This window comes from Halorubrum sodomense (genome assembly GCF_900111935.1).
Lineage (GTDB): Archaea > Halobacteriota > Halobacteria > Halobacteriales > Haloferacaceae > Halorubrum > Halorubrum sodomense.
In genome coordinates this window covers 70,802-88,916 of the sequence record NZ_FOYN01000005.1, presented here as the reverse complement: position 1 = coordinate 88,916, position 18,115 = coordinate 70,802, and the positions used below count along the sequence as shown (strand labels likewise).

General features: G+C 62.9%; 31 protein-coding genes. 3 read left to right on the top strand and 28 right to left on the bottom strand.

Translation table 11 applies throughout. The features are described from left to right. Positions 1-4 precede the first annotated feature (4 nt). A complete protein-coding gene (locus BM286_RS15345) occupies positions 5-805 on the bottom strand; it encodes a hypothetical protein (protein ID WP_143103901.1) in 801 nt (266 codons plus the stop codon). Between the two features lie 74 nt (positions 806-879). Beyond that, complete coding sequence (locus BM286_RS14645; protein WP_245779369.1) at positions 880-1,182, bottom strand: hypothetical protein; 303 nt, start codon at positions 1,180-1,182, stop codon at positions 880-882. Positions 1,183-1,244: 62 nt separating this feature from the next. Between BM286_RS14645 and BM286_RS14640 the strand changes: the two genes are divergently transcribed. Then, a complete protein-coding gene (locus BM286_RS14640; RefSeq protein WP_092924159.1) occupies positions 1,245-1,481 on the top strand; it encodes a hypothetical protein in 237 nt (78 codons plus the stop codon). Between the two features lie 138 nt (positions 1,482-1,619). After that, positions 1,620-2,501, top strand: coding sequence for a hypothetical protein (locus tag BM286_RS15340; RefSeq protein ID WP_143103900.1), 882 nt, complete (start codon positions 1,620-1,622; stop codon positions 2,499-2,501). 27 nt (positions 2,502-2,528) lie between these two features. On the opposite strand, the gene BM286_RS14635 is transcribed toward BM286_RS15340, so the two are convergent. From BM286_RS14635 to BM286_RS14545, 21 genes are all read right to left on the bottom strand, one after another. Then, positions 2,529-2,798, bottom strand: a complete 270-nt coding sequence (locus tag BM286_RS14635; protein WP_245779368.1) for a hypothetical protein — start codon at positions 2,796-2,798, stop codon at positions 2,529-2,531. Beyond that, on the bottom strand, positions 2,795-2,974 hold the full coding sequence (locus BM286_RS15335; RefSeq protein ID WP_143103899.1) for a hypothetical protein: 180 nt from the start codon (positions 2,972-2,974) through the stop codon (positions 2,795-2,797). Before BM286_RS15335 ends, BM286_RS14635 begins: the two co-directional genes overlap by 4 nt. Next, positions 2,971-3,183: a hypothetical protein gene (locus BM286_RS14630; protein ID WP_092924156.1), complete on the bottom strand. Its 213-nt coding sequence runs from the start codon at positions 3,181-3,183 to the stop codon at positions 2,971-2,973. Before BM286_RS14630 ends, BM286_RS15335 begins: the two co-directional genes overlap by 4 nt. Position 3,184: 1 nt before the next feature. Beyond that, a complete protein-coding gene (locus BM286_RS14625) occupies positions 3,185-3,757 on the bottom strand; it encodes a hypothetical protein (protein ID WP_092924151.1) in 573 nt (190 codons plus the stop codon). Then, positions 3,757-4,551, bottom strand: coding sequence for a hypothetical protein (locus BM286_RS14620; RefSeq protein ID WP_143103898.1), 795 nt, complete (start codon positions 4,549-4,551; stop codon positions 3,757-3,759). The genes BM286_RS14625 and BM286_RS14620 overlap by 1 nt, the downstream gene beginning before the upstream one ends. A 38-nt stretch (positions 4,552-4,589) precedes the next feature. Beyond that, the gene (locus tag BM286_RS14615; protein WP_092924145.1) at positions 4,590-5,366 is read right to left on the bottom strand and encodes a hypothetical protein; all 777 of its coding nucleotides are present in this window, start codon (positions 5,364-5,366) and stop codon (positions 4,590-4,592) included. After that, on the bottom strand, positions 5,363-5,755 hold the full coding sequence (locus BM286_RS14610) for a hypothetical protein (protein WP_092924142.1): 393 nt from the start codon (positions 5,753-5,755) through the stop codon (positions 5,363-5,365). Before BM286_RS14610 ends, BM286_RS14615 begins: the two co-directional genes overlap by 4 nt. Continuing rightward, on the bottom strand, positions 5,755-6,126 hold the full coding sequence (locus BM286_RS14605; RefSeq protein WP_092924139.1) for a hypothetical protein: 372 nt from the start codon (positions 6,124-6,126) through the stop codon (positions 5,755-5,757). The genes BM286_RS14610 and BM286_RS14605 overlap by 1 nt, the downstream gene beginning before the upstream one ends. A gap of 87 nt (positions 6,127-6,213) precedes the next feature. Beyond that, positions 6,214-6,480 (bottom strand): hypothetical protein, encoded by a 267-nt coding sequence (locus BM286_RS14600; RefSeq protein ID WP_092924136.1) that lies wholly within the window; start codon positions 6,478-6,480, stop codon positions 6,214-6,216. Between the two features lie 13 nt (positions 6,481-6,493). After that, on the bottom strand, positions 6,494-7,219 hold the full coding sequence (locus BM286_RS14595; protein WP_092924133.1) for a hypothetical protein: 726 nt from the start codon (positions 7,217-7,219) through the stop codon (positions 6,494-6,496). After that, positions 7,220-7,741, bottom strand: coding sequence for a hypothetical protein (locus BM286_RS14590; RefSeq protein WP_092924130.1), 522 nt, complete (start codon positions 7,739-7,741; stop codon positions 7,220-7,222). Continuing rightward, entirely contained in the window at positions 7,741-8,049 is a 309-nt protein-coding gene (locus tag BM286_RS14585; protein WP_092924127.1) for a hypothetical protein, read from the bottom strand. The genes BM286_RS14590 and BM286_RS14585 overlap by 1 nt, the downstream gene beginning before the upstream one ends. 153 nt (positions 8,050-8,202) lie before the next feature. Next, positions 8,203-8,868: a hypothetical protein gene (locus BM286_RS15330; protein WP_143103897.1), complete on the bottom strand. Its 666-nt coding sequence runs from the start codon at positions 8,866-8,868 to the stop codon at positions 8,203-8,205. A 222-nt stretch (positions 8,869-9,090) separates the two neighbouring features. Next, on the bottom strand, positions 9,091-9,915 hold the full coding sequence (locus tag BM286_RS14580; protein ID WP_143103896.1) for an ATP-binding protein: 825 nt from the start codon (positions 9,913-9,915) through the stop codon (positions 9,091-9,093). 3 nt (positions 9,916-9,918) lie between these two features. Beyond that, positions 9,919-10,488 carry a hypothetical protein gene (locus BM286_RS14575; RefSeq protein ID WP_092924121.1) on the bottom strand — a complete coding sequence of 190 codons (570 nt, stop codon included), beginning with the start codon at positions 10,486-10,488 and terminating at the stop codon, positions 9,919-9,921. After that, positions 10,488-11,087: a hypothetical protein gene (locus BM286_RS14570; protein ID WP_092924118.1), complete on the bottom strand. Its 600-nt coding sequence runs from the start codon at positions 11,085-11,087 to the stop codon at positions 10,488-10,490. The genes BM286_RS14575 and BM286_RS14570 overlap by 1 nt, the downstream gene beginning before the upstream one ends. Continuing rightward, the gene (locus BM286_RS14565) at positions 11,084-11,761 is read right to left on the bottom strand and encodes a hypothetical protein (RefSeq protein ID WP_092924115.1); all 678 of its coding nucleotides are present in this window, start codon (positions 11,759-11,761) and stop codon (positions 11,084-11,086) included. Before BM286_RS14565 ends, BM286_RS14570 begins: the two co-directional genes overlap by 4 nt. Further along, positions 11,754-12,974: a hypothetical protein gene (locus BM286_RS14560; protein ID WP_092924112.1), complete on the bottom strand. Its 1,221-nt coding sequence runs from the start codon at positions 12,972-12,974 to the stop codon at positions 11,754-11,756. Before BM286_RS14560 ends, BM286_RS14565 begins: the two co-directional genes overlap by 8 nt. Then, positions 12,971-13,288: a hypothetical protein gene (locus tag BM286_RS14555; RefSeq protein WP_092924109.1), complete on the bottom strand. Its 318-nt coding sequence runs from the start codon at positions 13,286-13,288 to the stop codon at positions 12,971-12,973. The genes BM286_RS14560 and BM286_RS14555 overlap by 4 nt, the downstream gene beginning before the upstream one ends. Further along, positions 13,275-13,568, bottom strand: coding sequence for a hypothetical protein (locus tag BM286_RS14550; protein WP_092924106.1), 294 nt, complete (start codon positions 13,566-13,568; stop codon positions 13,275-13,277). The genes BM286_RS14555 and BM286_RS14550 overlap by 14 nt, the downstream gene beginning before the upstream one ends. A 75-nt stretch (positions 13,569-13,643) precedes the next feature. Beyond that, complete coding sequence (locus BM286_RS14545) at positions 13,644-14,255, bottom strand: tyrosine-type recombinase/integrase (RefSeq protein WP_092924103.1); 612 nt, start codon at positions 14,253-14,255, stop codon at positions 13,644-13,646. 187 nt (positions 14,256-14,442) lie between these two features. Here BM286_RS14545 and BM286_RS15940 point away from each other — a divergent pair, with 187 nt between their 5' ends. Further along, complete coding sequence (locus BM286_RS15940; RefSeq protein ID WP_281245281.1) at positions 14,443-14,574, top strand: hypothetical protein; 132 nt, start codon at positions 14,443-14,445, stop codon at positions 14,572-14,574. Positions 14,575-14,587: 13 nt separating this feature from the next. Here the strand turns inward: BM286_RS15940 and BM286_RS14540 are convergent, their stop codons facing one another. The 5 genes from BM286_RS14540 to BM286_RS14520 form a co-directional block, all read right to left on the bottom strand. Then, the gene (locus BM286_RS14540; protein WP_143103895.1) at positions 14,588-16,075 is read right to left on the bottom strand and encodes a DNA cytosine methyltransferase; all 1,488 of its coding nucleotides are present in this window, start codon (positions 16,073-16,075) and stop codon (positions 14,588-14,590) included. Next, positions 16,072-16,299 (bottom strand): hypothetical protein, encoded by a 228-nt coding sequence (locus BM286_RS14535; RefSeq protein WP_092924332.1) that lies wholly within the window; start codon positions 16,297-16,299, stop codon positions 16,072-16,074. Before BM286_RS14535 ends, BM286_RS14540 begins: the two co-directional genes overlap by 4 nt. Then, on the bottom strand, positions 16,292-16,819 hold the full coding sequence (locus BM286_RS14530; RefSeq protein ID WP_143103894.1) for a hypothetical protein: 528 nt from the start codon (positions 16,817-16,819) through the stop codon (positions 16,292-16,294). Before BM286_RS14530 ends, BM286_RS14535 begins: the two co-directional genes overlap by 8 nt. A 241-nt stretch (positions 16,820-17,060) precedes the next feature. After that, positions 17,061-17,702 carry an SWIM zinc finger family protein gene (locus BM286_RS14525; RefSeq protein WP_143103893.1) on the bottom strand — a complete coding sequence of 214 codons (642 nt, stop codon included), beginning with the start codon at positions 17,700-17,702 and terminating at the stop codon, positions 17,061-17,063. Continuing rightward, positions 17,699-18,085, bottom strand: coding sequence for a hypothetical protein (locus tag BM286_RS14520; protein ID WP_092924093.1), 387 nt, complete (start codon positions 18,083-18,085; stop codon positions 17,699-17,701). Before BM286_RS14520 ends, BM286_RS14525 begins: the two co-directional genes overlap by 4 nt. Positions 18,086-18,115 lie beyond the last annotated feature (30 nt).

The following is an 18,115-nucleotide window of genomic DNA, read 5'->3' as shown; positions in this document are numbered from 1 at the left end:
TCTCTCACGATCCGCTTTCACTATTTCCGCCGTCTTGGTCTTCTTCGTCTTCTTCATCATCCATGTTCCCAGCAAATAGAGCAACCAGAACAAAGAGGGCCCACAGATGTGGTAATATAAACACATCGTTACCCCTTGCTACGGTAATCCAAGGGTTATGAATGAGAAGCTGAAAAATAGCGAATAGACCGAATCCTAAAGCTGGAAACAGGACTATAAATGCTACTGCGTATCCTAATGATTCCGAAACGCTATCTTGTAAATCTGAAACTGGGATCTTGCCTACATTTGCTAAGTATACAACTACTCTAAGGGTGAGAAACACAAATATAATCGAATAATAGAGAGAGGGATCAATTATTTCACTGGAGAATATCGGACCAACATTGACCAACCATGGTAGGTACTCTGCGAAGACAAAGAATCCAAGAATGTTCATTGTAATCACAAGTGAGAGGACCAGTCCAATTTCAAGTATTTGAACAGTAACGGTTCTGAAGTTTGGAGAAGTGCCGGTCGTGCCGCTGAATTTCTCTGAAAGATTCAGAGAGTTCCAAGCTACTGCTACGGCAGCCAGTAGTAGAGACCCATTTATAAGCAGAACACTACCCACAGTCAATGTATTCTCTATTGTTCCCAGCAACTCGACAAGAAGGATAAGACTCCCAAAAATCATCGCTAATAGTGCTACTTCCAGTAAACTGAGAGCAAACGAAGTCCTACCATCTTTCTCTTCGAGGACTTGCATCAGAATCGCGATCGCAGGAGCAACTAAGGCTACGAATTGTAGTAGTGGGAATAGCATTTGAGATCCGGTCATATTGCTAATTAAATCATTCAAAGAAAAGACAGATTGATAATAATTCCGAAGCGGGTCGTTTACTCCCTCACGGCAGCTTCACCGGCGAGGTATTTTTTGATTTGCTCGATCTCGGCCTCCAAGTCCGCCACCTCCTGCTGTAATCGCTGCCGCTCCAGCTCGGCCTCGATGTACAGCGAGAGGTCCATCCCTCGCCGCGGTGACGCCGGCTCCAGGTAATCCGCAGCGCCGGCGTTGGCGCCCATCATCCCAAGCACCTCGCCGAACGCCTGCTCCGCCTCCGGCCGGAGCATCCGCCGGAAATCTTCCAGCTCCTTCGCGCGCTGCTCCACCATCGTCTGCTGCGTCCTACTTGGCGGCACACATGGACGGAGCGGGTTTTTAAATAAAGACATAAGCCATGGGCGCTGAGTAAAAGTGAAACATGTCTCTCCAATCCGCCTATCGCGAGGATCTGCGTGAATTGGTCGCCGCTCTCGACGATCACGGAATCTTCCGTCCCGGTGAACGTGAAGCGTGGGAGGAAGGGATCGAGGAGGCCGACGATATGAGTGAGCTGATGACGACCGCCGAAGCGCTACACGCGGCGATGGTCGACCGGGAGGGCGTCGACGAGGTCGTTAGCGAGCACACCGAGGAGCGGACGCAGGCATTCGTCTGAGTCTGAGCTAATCGAAATACCGATCGTAAATCGACCTACGGTGTCCGAGCGCGAGGATCTTGATGCGGCTGTTCTCGGATTGTGAGATCCTTGACGGGACAGATTTTATGTCCATTCGATTAGGTCATCTAGAAAAGGATGGCAAGTATTCCGAACCCTGCGGACATAAGATACGGCGGATTTTATCTGCCAGTCTTTAGCCTTCTCTACATCAATAGAGAAATCGGATTTCCTGTTGATTTACCAGTACCTGTCTTGAGTCGTGTATTCAGCGCGAGTAATTTCCCTCTCTTGCTCGGACTCACATTCTTAGGTGCTATTATTACACACGGTGAAAGCCGGAGCATCTACGGTATTGAGGGAGCAGAAGGTAGTCCAAAAGACTCCGGAGTCGTTCGCTGGTACCGTATCCTGTTCACATTTAAAAAGAAACCGGGAAGACCTCCAAAAACGTTAGACGATTTGTTCAGGAAGCTGGAATATTCTACTAGCTGGTTCGCTAACCAATCACTGGCCGGAAAATTCGCAATCGTGCTTTACCGAATTGGCCGTTTTGCCGTCACTTGGCCGTCAAAAGTCACACTCGTTGGAACAGCGTTACTAACGACAGCGATCCTCGCCGGAAGCGCCATACAGGCGAGTCTCCAATTAATTGGGGGAGTCTTATTATTAGGTCAACTGGTGTTCTTTTTCGGGTCAGCAATCTTTAATCGGTTCCCTACGGTGGTTCCAGCCGAGTCCGCTCCTTGGATTTACTTAGCAGAGTACGAGAAGGCGGACTACCTGTATGAGCGGGGTGACATTGAATTTGAATACGACCCCAGAGGGTTCACCGACTCGGCATATGAAATATTAGAAGAAATTGGTGTATTGGAGGGCGATCAGCGGAACATCTACAACACACCACCGAAGTATGATGACGAGAATACAGATTGGTTGGTGCCAATTAAAAAGCCAGATCCAGATTACCTGATTGACTTGGACGATAGTTCAACAGAGAAATCACCGGAAGAACAGTAGCCTCGTTGAAATATCAGAGCACCTAGATTACGATCGAGTCTGCGCCTCAATCTTCTCCACGATTGGGTACACGATCCGCTTCCACACCTGATCGAGCGGCGTCGGGTACGGCGTCATGTGCTCGATCACGTCGTCGAGCGCGACGAGCAGGCCGATGAACGCGAAGCCCGCGCCCGTCGCCGGGTAGTACGGCCAGATCGACGCGAAACCGAACAGCGACAGCGCGACGCCCACGTAGAAGTGGTGCGGCGCCAGCGCGTCCCCGTCCGGCTCCTTCTCGGGGTCGAAGAGCCTCACGCCTGAACCTCCCCGTCGGCGGGATCTCCGTCACCTGCCGGACCGTCACCGAGACGATTCCGGACGGCTCGCACAGCCTCACCGGACCACACCTTCGGATGGGTGAGCAGCGCCAGCGCGAACATCCAGTTCGGCGGACCGGGAGCGACCGCCCACTCTACGGCAGCGTCGATCACAGGTGACCCTCCTCCTCCAGCACCTCGCGATGCCGAAGAACCATTTCCATGAGCCCGTTCCACGCCTCGTTTTGCTCCGCGCCGAAGACCGTCCGCAGTATCCGTTTCTGGTTGCGCCACATGGAGACCGCGATCCCCAGCGTCCCGACGGCCGCAGTTGCCGTAATCGCGGCCGCAACTGCGATCACGTACTGAACGGTCGGGGTCACGTCAGGCACCACCCCCGAGCTGGATGTCGAAGAGCTGTCCGGCGACATACATCCCGCCGAACAGCAGCGCGATCGCGGCGGCAGCTTGAATCCGGGTCTGAACGCCGCTTTCTCCGCCAGTCGGCCACGCGAGATCGTCCGAACCGGGCCCCTCACCCGCGTCGTCCGGCGCCTCCTCGGGCGCGTCCCCGCTGTCGCCGTAGACGTCGACCGACTCCGACAGCCGGCTCGACTCCTCGCCCGTCTCGGCCATCCGAACGAACGCGTCGTATCGGTGCGTGCCGTCCCTCTCGGGCGCTTCGAAGGTCACCTCGGACGTGGCCTCGTAGGAGGCGACGATGTCGTGCTGCTTCGCGCAGACGGTATCGCCGACGAACTCCTCACCGTCCGGGCCGACCAGCACGCCCTCGACGAGCAGCCCGTAGTTGTTGCCCTCGTTACAGCGGTTGGCGTTCCACGGGTTGATGAAGTTGCTCGTGTTCGTCATGTCGATCCGCGCCGTCGCGGAGTCACCCGGACCCAGCGAATCCGGCAGATCGACATCCTCGATCTGAACGCCCTGCGCTCCGGGCATCAGTCGCCCCCTCCGACGTAGAGGGCGCCGGCCCCGGCGAGGAGCAGGGCGGTCCCCCCGAGAACGGGCGAGAGGCCGCCGCCGGAGTCGGCGCCGCCGAGTTGGTCGGGCACGGGCATGGACTCCATCAGCGACGCCATCTGCGCCTCGTAGGCGGCGCGCTGCTCGGCGAGCGCGGCGTCGATCTGCTCTCCCACGTCGACGCTGTTCGACTCGTCCGAGTTGTCCGGCGCGGAGCCGTCGCCTTCGCCCCAGATGCCGTCCGACGCCGCATCCTCGCTGTCGCTGGCGTCGTCCCCCTGTACCGGATCGGTGTCGTTGACCGTGGAGTCGGTGCCGTCGTTCGTGATCGAGACGTAGCCGCCTCCCGACCCGCTGTCCTCCCAGTCGTCGCCGTCGTCGTCCGTGCTGGTGTCGACATCCCACGAGTCGCTCCCGTCGCTTCCGTCCGAGTCGTCGCCCCACGTCGTGCTGCCGTCGCTGCCGTCGCTCGCGTCGGCGTCGTTTACGGTCGAGTCGGTCCCGTCGTTCGTGATCGAGACGTAGCCGCTGCTGGTGCCGTCGTCATCCGATGTGTCGCTGTCGCTGCCGTCCCAGTCGTTATCGTCACCGACGTACCCGTCGTTGCTGGAGTAGTTCGACGGCGGCGTGTAGCCGCCGCTGTCGTCGTCCTCCGGCGTGTTGTCCGTCACTCCGGCGTCGGACGGGTCGGCGTCGTCTCCCTGCGAAGTCTCCACGTCCTGATCCCAGAACGATCCGGAGCCGTCGCTGTCGTCGGTGTCCGTACTGGTCATACCGCCCGATCCGCCGCCGGTGATAGGTTGTGTGTACGTCATGATATCTTTAATTCCGATTCGTTCCAGCGGTAAAGCTGGGGGTTGGCTCCGTTTGCGTTGGCCGACACGGTGTAACTCGCACCGGGCGGGATGATACCAGACACCCCGAAGTTACTGAACTCGTCTATCGTACCGCTCGATAGATTCAGGCCGAATATGTCGATATTGTATGTTCCCCCTGTGTTAAGACCGACATCAAACTCAGAACAATTCCCGTCAGGACCGACCTCGACAGCGACGATAAGAGGGTTTCCGGTGTTATTTGTGTAGCTTGTATCGAGCGATCTGCTGCTCGTGACGTTGTTGTATCCGGTTTGGTCTGCCGAGTATGAGATACTCACAGAGCCGGTTTGACCGTTCACGTCATCGACGGGCGCCGCGTTCGCCGCCTCGCTGTCCGTGTACCGGCCATGATGCGCCGAGGCATCGCTGTCCGGGCTAACGTCCGTCAGTTCCGACGAGCTGGTAGTCTTTGCGTGATGGGCGTCTGCGTCGACGGCGTGGTCGTCGACGCGGCTCTGCGCCCCGCTCTCGGTCTCGAACGTCGCCGTATGGTCCTCGTTTCCGTGGTCTTGCGGGTGGTGCGTGTCCGGGCCGACTCCCGACAGTTGGGAGTGGTCCGTAACCGTCTGCTCGACCCATGCGCTGCCGTTGTAGACGAACGCGCGGTTCTCATCGGTGTGATATAGGCTCTCGCCTTCATCCGGATCGGACGGATAGGCGGCCTCTACGTAGTCGTACCCGCCGCCGCCGCCGCTGTTAATCCCCGTCATCCGTCCACCTCGAACGTCACAACCACGGCGTCGCCAGCGGTCGGCGTCCGAACGTGGATCACCGAGGTATCCGACACGCGGAACGTGCGGCCGTCTCCGACGCCGGTAAGTGCCGCCTCCTGCGTGTCGCTGTCGCCTACGTAGACGTTGCCGGCGTTGGTCTCCTTCCACTCCACCAGCACCTCAACACCGTCAGGCACCGCGTTCGACGGCAGCGCCTCGGCCGAGGTCGAGCCGGTCGAGTACGTGAACTGCGTGAGACCGTCGTGGTTTCCTACCCGGTCGGCGATCTCCTTCTGCTGGTTCTCCGTGGCTGGGGAGACCTGCTCGCCCTGCTCGTTCTGTACCTTCCGAATCTGTTGAACCTCCGTGTTGGTGTCAAGTCCCATTATTCTCCTCCTCCGGTCCGCTCGAAGCCGATCGGCTGTACCGTGTACCGGCGTCGCGCGTCGCTGAGGTTCGTGACCTCGCAGGTGAGCGACCGGCTGAACGAGTAGGCCGGGGCGAACGTGATCGCCTTGTCGTCGATGTCCGTCGGCGGGACCGCCGACTCCGGGTAGATCACCTCGGAGTCGTCGACCGTCGCCTTGTAGATGCTCTCGGGGTGCTTCGAGATCGCGAGTGTCGGCAGGACGAACCCGCCGCCCGTCCGCTGTTGCGCCTCGTAGGTGACCGTCGCCCGGTCGCCGGGATCGAGCGTGACCGTCTCGGGCTGGTTGAGCGGCCGGTCGTTCTCGGCCGGTTCGGGGACGCTATTCATCGTTTTCGTCCCCCAGCACCTCTTGCTTGAGGCGCTTGATCTCGGTGTCGTCGAGGTTCTCGACCTCCGTGTTACAGGTCGACCCCATCAGGCATTCACCCCGTTGAGGGCGAGGTAGAGGAACCCGAGCGTCCCGATCGCGCCGATGATGTCCGTGAGCAGTCGCAGATCCTCGCGTGACCACTTCGAGTCTTCAAGCCACGCCGCGATCGGGGACTCGATGTTTACCACCTCGGTGCTGGTCTCCAGACCGGTCGTTTGAGCCGTGCTGTTCCCCATCGTAGTCACAGGGCCGTCGCTGATGGACGGGCTCTGCCACGGATCGCCGTTGACTGTCGTCGAAAAATCGGACATGAAACAGCCCTCGCTACCGGCCCATGTCGGCGCTGATGGCCGACGTGAGCCCGCTGATCTCGCCGTTGGACTTCTGGGCGGGCACCTGAAGGAGCGCGTTCGTCGGCTCCGTGCCGTCCCCGTCCGGGTCCGTCCAACGGATCTGGTACGGTGCCTTCAGTCGCGCGGTCAGCTCCATGTCGCTCGCGAGGAACCGCTGGAGCTTCGACTCGTTGAGCTCGAGGAACTCCGGTTGCTCGGACTGGTTCGCGTCGTGGAGCAGCCCGAGGTTGACCTCGTAGAGCTTCTCGGAGTTCGTGGTCTTCGCCGATGGCGTCTTCTTCCGAATATCGAAGGACGCCGCGTCTCCGGCGATGTAGTAGGCGTGAACGGTGACCGCCGACCCCGGCCCCGAAACGGTGAACTCGTCGGTGTCGTGGTTGACCGACTTCGGCGACCCCTGATAGGCGTCGTCGAACCAGACCACCACGTCCTGCGTGTCCGGGCACTCGGTGAGGTCGTGGGTGACCTGGAACGTCTGATCGCTCCCGTCGCCCGCCGTCGTGAACGACTGGTACGCCGGGATCGCGATCCGGAGCGGGTTGCTGCGCCCGGTCCGGAGCGCGAGCGCGGTGTCGGCGACGAGCGCCGCGATGTCCGAGAGCGACCCCTGCGAGTTGGTCGACGTTTCGAACTGGCGCGGCGCGAGCGTCGTGTTCCGAACGTTCGCGTCCGCCAGCCGGTCCATCACGTCGGACATCTACCGCGAACCCTCCTCGATGGCGGCCGTGTCGAAGTAGAACTCCGACCGCGACCAGTCGACTTCGGCGGCCGACTCGACCGAGACGTAGAACGAGTCCACGTCGCGAACGTCGTGGAACGGCGCCGCGCCGTCCTCGCTGGCGGCCTCCGGGTACTCCAGCGTCACCTTCGCGTTGTCGATGTTGTCGACGTCGCGCTGCGTGGTGATGTCGTTGGAGTTCCAGAAGCTGATCTGCTTGACCTCCTCGCTCACCTTGTACTGGTCGTCGCCGCCGGCGCGCTCCAGCTCGAACTTGACGAGCGTGTTCGTCGGGAGCGGGTCGCCGTTCGAGTCGCGGAGCTTGAAGTAGACCGGGATCCCGATCTCTTCGCCCCGCGCCACACGGTTCAGAAGACGGACGAAGGTCCCGCGTTCCGGGTCGATTTCGAGGATCGGCGTCGCCCGCTCGATCCCGGCCGCGTTCGTGTGCTGAACGACGATGTCAGACTCCGAGCCGTTCGAAATGTAGATGTCCGCCATCAGGCGAACACCTCATTCAGGGAGTCGCGAACACCGAAACGCTCCATCAGGGAGAGGATGATCGCGACGCCGCCGCCGACCTGCGCGTGTCGCTTCGTCCGCCCGTCGATCATCGGCGCGTATTCGGCGCCGGCGATCACGGCGACGCCGCCGAGTTCCGAGGGGACGTTGAAGCCGGCGACCTCGCGTCCGCCAGCGAGGTATCCGAGCGATTCTCCTGCGAGGACGCCGCCGCCGACCGCGCCGGCGTCCATCATGAACTGCTGATCAGCCAGCTTGTCGAAGCCAGCCGTTACGTCGTAGGCCATGCGAGCGGAGCGAAACGGGGTCCGTTTGTGATAGGCCGCCCCAGAAAATTGAAAGAAGTTGAGTATCAGTGAGCTATGATCATTTTTATAAATTTTAACAAGTACTTGTTACTTTGGATTTAAATGGATTAGGGAACTGTATATGAATTACAGCTATTGTTTTATCCACCAGACTTTCTCTCCAGAGACTTTTTTGGACTCAATATGCCCACTCTTTTCTAACTCAACTAGATTGGATTTCACCGTACTTTCTGTTTGGGATTCTTCACCTGATTGTTGGATCTCGCCCAAAGTACGCGGTCTTTTGGAGACGCCAGCATACGTATAGCTGTATGGTGCCACTATTTCGACATCACGATTGTCTTTTGAAGTAATAAATTCCAGTACCACCTCTATTGTGACAATTGTTGTTGCTGTTGTTAACGCAATCAGCCAATTTTGACCACTAATTACGGAATTATCCGCTAGTAGTAATATGACTGTAGAGAAAAAAAGTAGATGGAGTAGACGACTAACGGCCCAGTGTGAGGTGATTTTATCACCTGGGGCAAAAATAACATCATAATTCAATTTTCTATAAGATTTTGTTAGTAAGTCCCAATCCAGTCCCCGTGAGGAAACAAAACTACTTAGGCTAAAAATTAAACCAACAGAGATACTCGCTACAATGCTCCCGAAATTGTTGGCTCTAATATAATTGAATATTATCGCCGCCCACAGGAAGACGGTTAGTATGCTGAATAGCAAAAGAAGCATTCTTTGTACCCTGTTTAATACGGCCATAGTATCTTGTGACTCACCATCTGAAGCATGTTTCAATATTAAAATAAATATATCTTATCACACATAGATCACTAATTGGAAGCTATCTCTTTCTTGGATCATCGTAGGGGAGTCCGTGCTGCCGATAAAGCAACAACAGATCCTCCACAACGCGAGCCCTAGCTACCTCATGTCCTCGAACCTCCTCAATCTCCTCTTTTAAATCTCGGAAGCTGTCTGCTGTCTCTCCGTATAGCGCTAGCTCTTCACTGGGCCGGGTCACAGTCCCACCTCGATGCGTTTCCCCTCGGCGCCGACGTGGTCGCACTCCGGCTCGTAGCGGTTCGACTCGACGCGCTCGATCTTCCCGGAGTCGTCCGAGTAGATCCACTCGGAGTTGACCGTCTGCGGCTCGCCGTCCGATCCCTCCTCGACCCACTTACGGACGGAGATCGCGCCTTCGTTGGGGGCGTGTAGCTTCTCCGGGAGCGCCGGGACCGACTGGCCGCCCGTGTTGTGCGCCTCCTTCGGGTACTCCAGCACGTCCTTCACCGCGTTGAGGTCGTTACCGGACTGATAGGCACCGAGGAACCGTGCGGTACAGTTCCCGACGACCTTCTTACAGAGCTGCGCGAGGCGTTGAGTGACCCAGATCGACGAGGTGGCCGAGCCACCCTCGGTCCGGCCGTCCGTCGCGAGCGCCTGTATCTCGTCGGGGTACCCCTCGCGCTCCGGGGCGATCCCGTGCGCCTCGTCGATGACGACCAGCACGTCGTGATCGGACCGACGGCACGCGAGGATCACATCGCGAGCGACATCCTGCCAGTCGTCTTTGTCGACGTGGCGACCGACGACGAGCGCCTCGTTCCGGTCGATCATGTCTCCCCACACGTCGGGGTCGAAGTGGTCCCGCTCGCGAGGGCCGGCGAACCAGTGCGACGCGAGCCCCGGCCCGGTCTCCTTGCTCACTAGGCCGCGGAACTCGTCGGACGTGTCCAGCACGACGACGCGGTCGTAGGTGTCGCCCTTGATGTTCTTCTCGGCGAGAGCGTGCGCCAGCCAGCCTTTCCCCCAGCCCGAGACCGCGCTTACGAGCATGTGCATCTGCTACACCTCCCGGTCAAGGGCCGCGAGCGCGTCCGTGTGCGTCTCGATCGGCCCCGCAACTACCTCCTGAAAGACGCGTCCCGGCTCGAACTCCACGACCTCCGACTCGAAGGTGTCGAGGCCGACGCCGAACGTCTCGCGAACGTGGACATCGGCGAGGTCGCGGTCGGAGCGGTCCGCAACGGCGTTCCCGGCTCGGTCCCGGAACGTCGCCGCCCACTCCTCGATCTGGGCGTTCCATCCGTCGGCGTCGACGCCCGCGAACTCTCCCGCCCGGTCGGTGTTCTCCAGCTCGTCCGGCGCGAGGTGGTCGACGTAGAGTCCCCACGCGTCGCCGACGACGTGCGCACCGACCGCATCGGCGAGTTCCGCCACGCGCTCCTCGGGGTCCGGCGGCTCGGCGAGACCGACCTCGTCCGGGTCGACGCCGAGATTCTCGGCGTGCTGTCGCATCTGCTCGCGCTGGTCGCGTTCGAGCCCGGCGAGGATCCCGGCGTAGGCCCGGATCTGCTCGTTCTCCGCGGGGTTCGACATCATCCGCTTCATCGCCTGCTTCTGGAGCCCCAGCATCACGCGCTCACCTCCTCGGAGGCGGCGCCGACGAGCTTCCCGGCCACGTCCCCGTCCTTCAGCAGCACGGTGCCGCAGACGATCGCGGTCGAGAGGAGGAGCGCCTGCTTGTCGCTCATCTCTTCCATCCCCATGTCCGAAACGACCGCGTCGAACTTCTGATCGAGTTCCACGGGCGGCTCGGTCGCGAGCGCCGCGACCTCCTCGGAGGACATCGCCTCGGCGTCGTCTTCGTCGCGCATCTCTCCGGCGACCTCCGGCAGAAGCACCGAGAGCGACTCGACATACATCTCGCCCCACGACCCCCCTTCTGAGGGGGTCTCGCCCCCCTTCTCACCCCCTTCGGTTTGGGTATCATCGGGGTTGGTCTCGTCGGACGATTCTGACCCCTCTTCGGCGGGGTCTTCGTCCCCTTCTTCCTCGTTGATCTCCTCGGAGATCGCCGCGAGGTCCACGTCGGCCCGCTCCTCGTCGTCGATCGGGGGTCGCTCGTCCCCCTCGTCGCCCCCTTCGGAGGGAGCCTCGTCGGGCTTGTCGGGGGCTTCGTCCTCGGGCGATTCGTCCGGGTCGGCGTCGTCGTTGGTGGGGTCGTCAGTCATGTTTCGGTCGGCGTGAACTCCATGTCGTCCGTGTCGGTGCCGTCGATGGGGGTCGACCCCCCGCTCTGGTCCCATCCCGACCCCCCACTTCCGCCCTCGTTTTGGGTATCGGTGGGGTTGGTCGCGTCGGGCGATTCAGTGGGGTCCGACCCCCGTCCGCGGAGCAACACCGCGACCGCGAGGGCGCCGGTACCCAGCACGAGGGCCGTGCCGAGCCCCATGCCACTCTCTTCAGCGGGGTCCGGATCGGGGGTATCGTCGCCCTCTCCGTCGGTACCCTCCTCGGAGGGGTCCGGATCGGCGCCTTCGGAGGGGGTCTCGGTGGGGGTATCTGCGCCCTCCCACTGCGCGGCGTATTCGTCCGCCTCGTCGGGCGATTCGGGACCCCCTTCAGAGGGGTCGGGATCGAGGGTATCTCCGCCCCCTTCGCCGGTACCCTCTTCAGAGGGGGCCGGATCGGCGCCTTCGGAGGGGCTCTCGGCTCCCTCGTCACCCCCTTCGACCGCGGTACCCTCGTCGTCGAGGCCGTAGGCGCTCGGGTACCAGTCGTGATGGCGCCGGTCGGCCGCGGCCTCGACGTGGTCGTCGTCCTTCCGTCCGTGGAGGTGCGACCGGAGCCCCTGCGGCGTCCCCTCGTAGTCGCACCCATCGATCTTACAGGCGAGTTCAGGCATCGGTCTCCTCGTAGTTGTCTAACGTCTCCTCGCCGCCCGTCGCGGCGAACTGTCCGAGCCCGTCGCGGGCGCTGGCGCCCTCGTCGAAGCCGCGAGAGCCGCTCCGGGCGTATCCGCGGTTCTGTGCCCGGCGATGCTCTTCTGAGGGGCCGTCGCGGCCCTCCTCGGGCTCGACGCCGAACCGGCCGAGTCCGTCGTCGGGGTCCGGGTCGTCGACGTGGCGATCGTCGCGAAGAAGCTGCTCGCTCGTGTCGTCGCTGCCCGCGGACCCACCCAGTGCGTCCGGTCGCTCCGGGACCGCGGGCCGGTCCGGCGCGCGCTCGGCGAGGTCGGCGTCGGTCGGGTCGCGGCCGCGCCCCGGCTGGCCGTGGAGCCGGTCGTCGTGGCTCCCGTAGAGGTTCAACAGCGTCCGGTGGTGGCCTTCTAGGGCCTCGAACCGCTCCGTGTCGGCGTCGCTGATCCCCTCCTCGATCGCGTCGATCGCGGCGGCGGCACGCTCCGCGTTCCGGAACTCGCGCTGTACCTCGTCCAGGAGGCCCGCGAGCCGGCGGACGCTGGTTTTGTAGCCGCGCCACGAACGCGAGAGGGCGCCTTTCGTCTCCCCGTCGAGGTGCTTGTAGGGGACCGCCTCGGCGAAGTCGAGGAGAGACGAGATCTCGGTCTCGTCGGCGCCGCAGTCCTCGGCGAGATGCTCGCAGGCGTCCGGGTTGCCGTGCTGGCACATGTTCCGGGCGTGGTCACATCCCTCGCCGTCGACGCGCTGCGCCGCGTCCGCTTCTTTCTGGAGGCGTTCCTGTTCGGTCGGCCCGTCGCTCACGTCGGCGCCCGTCTGCTGCTGGCGCACCTCCTCGATCCGACCGGTGTTCTCGTCGGCGGTGAGTTCCGGGTCGTAGTGCGCCTCCCAGTCGTCGATCCCCGCGTCGAGAAACGCGGCCTTGACCGCGGTCGCCTTCCGGTAGTTGTTCGACCCGGTGAACGGGCCGACGCGACGCTTCTCGCCGTCCGTTAGTTCGACGTGCCCGGCGCCTCCCTCTCGGTCGGCGCGGCCGTCGGCGGCGACGCCGCGGATCTCGGCCTCGACGTCGTCCGGGATGTCGTCGGCGAGCTCGACCTTCGCGAACCGTCGGTCGAACCGGCCGGTGAGGTGGTCGGCGTGGTCGTCGCGCACCGCGTTGGCGTCGGCTCGGGTGCCGAATTCGACGATCTCCGTCACGCACAGCCCTCCACGATGTCCGCGCCGGTCGGGTCGAACGCGAGCGCCGGGCAGTGTTCCCCATCGTCGACGCGCGCCCCTTCGGCAGCCTCGCCGTCGACGGCGTCGGAGCCCATCCCGTCGCGAAGCACCAGGGCGTCGGCACCGGTCGGGTTGAGGTCACAGTACCGGCCCGGCTCGTCGTCCCAGAACGGACACGGCAGGCGGTACGCGGTCGCTCGGCGGTAGATCTCGCGGAGCCGCGAGAGTGCGGTCCGCTCGCCCTCGTCCTCCGGCTGGAGCGCGAGGGCGGCGCCGGCTTCAGAGACGCGCATCACCGATCACCGCCTCGATGAGAGCCGCGGCACCGATACCGAGCAGCAGCCCCTTCGCGGCGCTCTCGTAGCCGTCCAACGCCGACTCGGCGGCAGAGGCCGATTGCGCGCTCCGGCTCGCTTTCTTCGCCGCGACGTAGGCCATGAAGGTGCTGTACTCGTCGAACTCGTCGACGTGGTGCCAGTAGGCGAAGTGCGGCGCCAGCTCCGGATCATCGTTGTCGAGCGCGTCCTGTGCCTCTTCGAACTCTTCTTGCGTCGGTAGGTCGGTTGAGACCATACCGAAACGTCACACGGCCGCAGTATAGTTATTATTGCTCAATTAATAACTGAATAAATTGTGAAGAGGAGACCTTCAGACTCGGTCGATGTGGTCGTAGACTCGCTCGGTGGTTTGGATCGTCGCGTGCCTGAGCCGGTTCCGCACGTCGTAGAAGGTGTGGCCCTCTTCGACGTTGAGCATCCGGTAGGCGACGCTGTGCCGGAGCGTGTGCGGCGTCACGTCCTCCGGGTCGCCTCGCCCGGTGACCGTTATCGGTCGCACGTCGGCGCCGACGGCGGCCTCTCGAACGACGTTCCGAACGGACTCGGTCGTCATCCGGTCGGACTGTCGTGACGGCCACAGGGCCGCGGCCTCCTTCCAGCGACCGGCGAGGTACGTCCGGAGCGTCCGGACGGTCTCGTCGGCCAGCTCGATCTCGGTGTAGCTCGGCGTGCGGTCGGTCGGATAGTCCTTCTGGATGTCGGCCGGGAGCGCGAGAACGCCGTCGTCGAGGTCGACGTGGTCGGCCACGTCGAGCGCGACGGCCTCCGCGACGCGAAGCCCGGAATCGTAGAGCGTCGCGATTAGCGCGTCGTTACGAGCGACGAGGTACGGCGCGCTCGCTTCGACGGTCGCGGAACGCATCTTGTCAACCTGCTCCGGCTTGAGCCAGACGGTCGCTTTGTCCTGAGTTTGGGTTTCCATTGTTCGGGATGTTTCGAGGTAGTTGGTTTATAAACGGTTCAGGGGAAGGGAGGTGCGAGTTTGGGTTTCTGTATAGAGAATCCCAAACTCGTCTTAGACGTTACCACGCCCTCAACTCCGGTTCAATTTCGCGTTGCCACCCACACAGGCGATAAATTATTTGTGCCATCAATTCTGTCTCTTTGACATGAGAGTCATATTCGGTCTTCTCGGGGCGCTGTTTGTTGGGTTCCTAATTCTCGACTTGTTTTTCTTCGGCCTTCTCTGGCCGATAGAAGAGCCGCTGTTTGAGATGTTAGCGGATGGGCTCTCTGTTTGAGGAGCGGCCTCAGTCAATACCTCAACACCTCGTCTCGGAGGTGTCCGGCTACATGGTACTGGAGCCGCGGCGGCACCGCGTTTCCGACCTGTGCGTACTGGCTCGTCTTCGTCCCAGTAAACACGAACCAGTCGGGGAACGACTGTAGCCGGGCGCACTCGCGGACTGTGAGCCGGCGGGCCCCCTCAAACTGCGACTCGTGGTGCCCGCGTTCGGTGAGCCGGGCGCCGGTGATCGTCGTCGCTGGAGCGTCGCTCTCGTAGTCGTGCGCCTCGTATTCGGTTGCCTCGCGAGGATTGTGGTTCGGGATCGTCCGGTAGTGAGCTGGCGGTGCCGCCTTTCCGGCGACGAGGGTATTCGAGGGTTCATCCGCCGCAACCCGGCTCATCGCGGCCGATGGGGCGGTTCCGGGCTCGATTTGTGCGAGACGCTGCCGGTTGGAATTCATCGCCTCGTGATTGGGGACTTTCAGCGGCGCCGTTCCGGCGCGGATCGCGTTCGCGGGCTCGTCAGACTCAACCATCGGCCGGCGGCCCGCTTTTTGGTGGGGTTCGTTGACCTGGTCGGTGATCTGGAACCCTCCATCCGGGCGCGTCACATGCGTTCCGCCGGTCTTGAGCGTGTGACTCGGTTCGTCTCGACCCCGCCAGCGCGCCGCAGAAGTGCCGTTGTTCTCTCCCTGCGGCCGGTGGTCGCCGACCGGCCGCCCGAGGTCGCTGATCGCCTCTTCGACGGTGACCCACTCGGCGAGCTCTCCGCCGTCGAGCGTGGTCGTCGGCGTCTCAGCGTGTGTCGGCGCCGGGAACCAGCGGCTCGGTGCTGGGAGATCCTCACGGACGCCGATTGTGATCACCCGCCGTCGAGTCTGAGGGACGCCGTAGTCGGCCGCGTTGAGCGTCCGCCACCTGACGGCGTAGCCCGCCTCGCGGAAGGCCGCCTCCACGCGGTCCATGAAGTGGGTCGTGATGTTCGTCATCCCGGTCACGTTCTCCATCGTCGCCACACGGGGCCGGAGCGCGGCGAGCCAGTCGGTGAACCGAAAGACGAGACTGTTGCGCTCGTCGTCGATGTCGCGGCCGTCGTTGGCCGTCGAGAACCCCTTACACGGCGGCGAGCCGTGAAGGTACGCGGGGCTGCGAGCACGTTCAGGGAGAATCGACGGGTCGACATCGGTGAGATCGTGGCGGACTGTGTAGCCGGGGAGGTTCTCAGCGTGGGTATCCAGCGCGACCGCATTCTTGTCGACGCCAGCGACGACGTCGAAGCCGGCGGCGTGGATTCCGCAGCTCGCTCCACCGGCGCCACAGAACAGATCGACGGCGGTGGGTTGATCGACCCCGTCCCTCTCTTGAACGCGGCCACCGTCGGTCGCTGCTGCGCGCTCGATCTTCGCGGCGTGGCCGGTCTCGTCGCGGTGTTCATCGGCGTCGCGAGCGGCCCCGTTCATCAGCTTCGGCTCGCCGGTCCAGTCGCATTCCGAGCAGACTGCGCGGTGCTTCATCGGCCCACCTCAACGTACTCGACGACGTGCGCCGCGTTCTGCTCGTCGTGGTCGACGAACCGCGTCTCGCCCGGTTCGACGTGGACCCGCTCGCTGTGGTCGCATGACAGGCACGTCGCCTCGTATATCCGGTGTCGACGGCGATCGGTAGCGTCCTCGATGTCGCGCTTCCCGCGGAGGTCGACGTTCGGCGCCGCGCCGACGACCGTCTCGTCGTTAGGCATCGCGATCACCTCTTCTCGTCGCGACCTCCTCGCCCGCCACGGCGAGCTCCTCCAGCTCCTCGCTCGGGGAGTCGCTCGGTGTATCGGCCGCCGGGACGAACTCCGCGAGGTCCTCGGGCGGACGGACCACCAGCACGCCCCAGACCGGCTTGACGATCGGGTCGCCGCCGACGCGGTGCCGGGCGAGCGGGTTGATGACGCGGCGGCGGACCACGTCGCTCGGGAGATTCGTGCGGTCCGCGATCCGACTCTCCGCGGCCTCGACGTCGATCCGGGACGTGAACGGCGCGGCCTCCTCGACGAGGATGCGGTAGCCGCGCTTCACCATCGGGTCGTCCGGCAGCACCGCGTCGACAACGTCGTCGGCGACGCCGTCGCGGTCGCCGTAGACCTCGCGGAGCGCGGCCCGGATGGCCTCCGACTTCGAGCCGTGGTCCTCGGCCGCGTCGTCAAGCGCGTCGAGGAGGTCGTCGTCGCTCACTCGGGCCGCCACGCGCTGGCCGGCGGAGTCGGCGCTCATCGGGCCACCCCGCTCCGCCTGCGGCCGCTCGGGCGGTCGCATAATGCGCACCGCCGCGCGCGCCGCCTGCTGTTTGCGCGTGAGAGCGCGGCGTGCGTGCCGCGGGGGAGAGACCGATTTGCCACCCCTCCCCCCGCTGTGTGACACAGAGCCGGAACGGCCGCATCGTTCTTGTTACCCCCAGAAAACGCGGCCTCGGACTGTGTGACACGGCGGGCGACTGTCACACGAAACGCCTCGATCATCGGTTCACCCCCTCGCCGAGCAGGCGGCGATCGTCGGTCACGGGATCGCGGTGACCGTCGCGACCGCCGTCGGTGCGGAGCTGCTGTTCGTGTTCGTGGACCTTCTCGCGAGCGACCCGGAGCCGGTTCGAGACCGTGCCAGGCGACGAGTAGCCCTGCTCGCGCTGGAACTCGCGGACGCCGGTGTTGCCGAGTTCGCACGCCAGGTACGCCTCGCGCTGCTTCTCCGTCAGGTACGGGTAGCGTCGTTCGGCGGCGTCGGCGGCGTCAAGGTCGCAGATACGGACCGTGCGCCCGTTGATGTCGCGCTCCGGCGTGACGCCGGTCCACGCCGCTTTTCTCACGGCACATAGGTGGACGCAGGGGCCGTCGTTGTACTCCCACCCCTTACAGTCGCAGAGACCGACGTGGTAGTCTCCCTCGCGAGCGAGAACGACGTGGTGCCACTCCTCGCCGTCCGGGGAACGCACCTTGAACCCGAGCCGCGAGACGGTCTCGATGTCGGACTCGTAGGGCACCGCCTTGTTCCACGAGGTATCGTCCGACCCGGCGAGGCGGTCGAAGTTGATCGACTCGCCGACCTCGGTGTCGACGCGGCCGAGCTCCTCGAACCGGCCTCCGGAGCGAGACCGGCTCACGGCGGCGAACACCCCCGAACGAACATCCCGACGGCACCCGCGTGTCTGTCGAGAACGTGGTCGCGGACGGACTCCGCCACGTCCTCCGGCGGAACCTGCTCCTCGTGGATGTAGGTCGACTCGACGACGACCTGATCGTCGCTGACCGTCGTCTCGGTCAGAACGTTGACGTGGTAGAACTCGTCGTCGCGGCGCTCGTAGCCGTTCCATCCGGCGCCGTCGCTCCAGAGCTGGAGCCGCGCGTCGCACTGGTCCGACTCGACCGGCTGAAAGAGCTGCTCGACGCGGACGTTCTCGATCCGCTCGCGCTCGATTTCGAGGGTGCCGCCCTCAACGTCGATCGCGATGTCGACCGACTCGTCGCTGTCGCGACGGGTACTCATGCTTCACCCCCGTCCACTTCGAAATTCGCA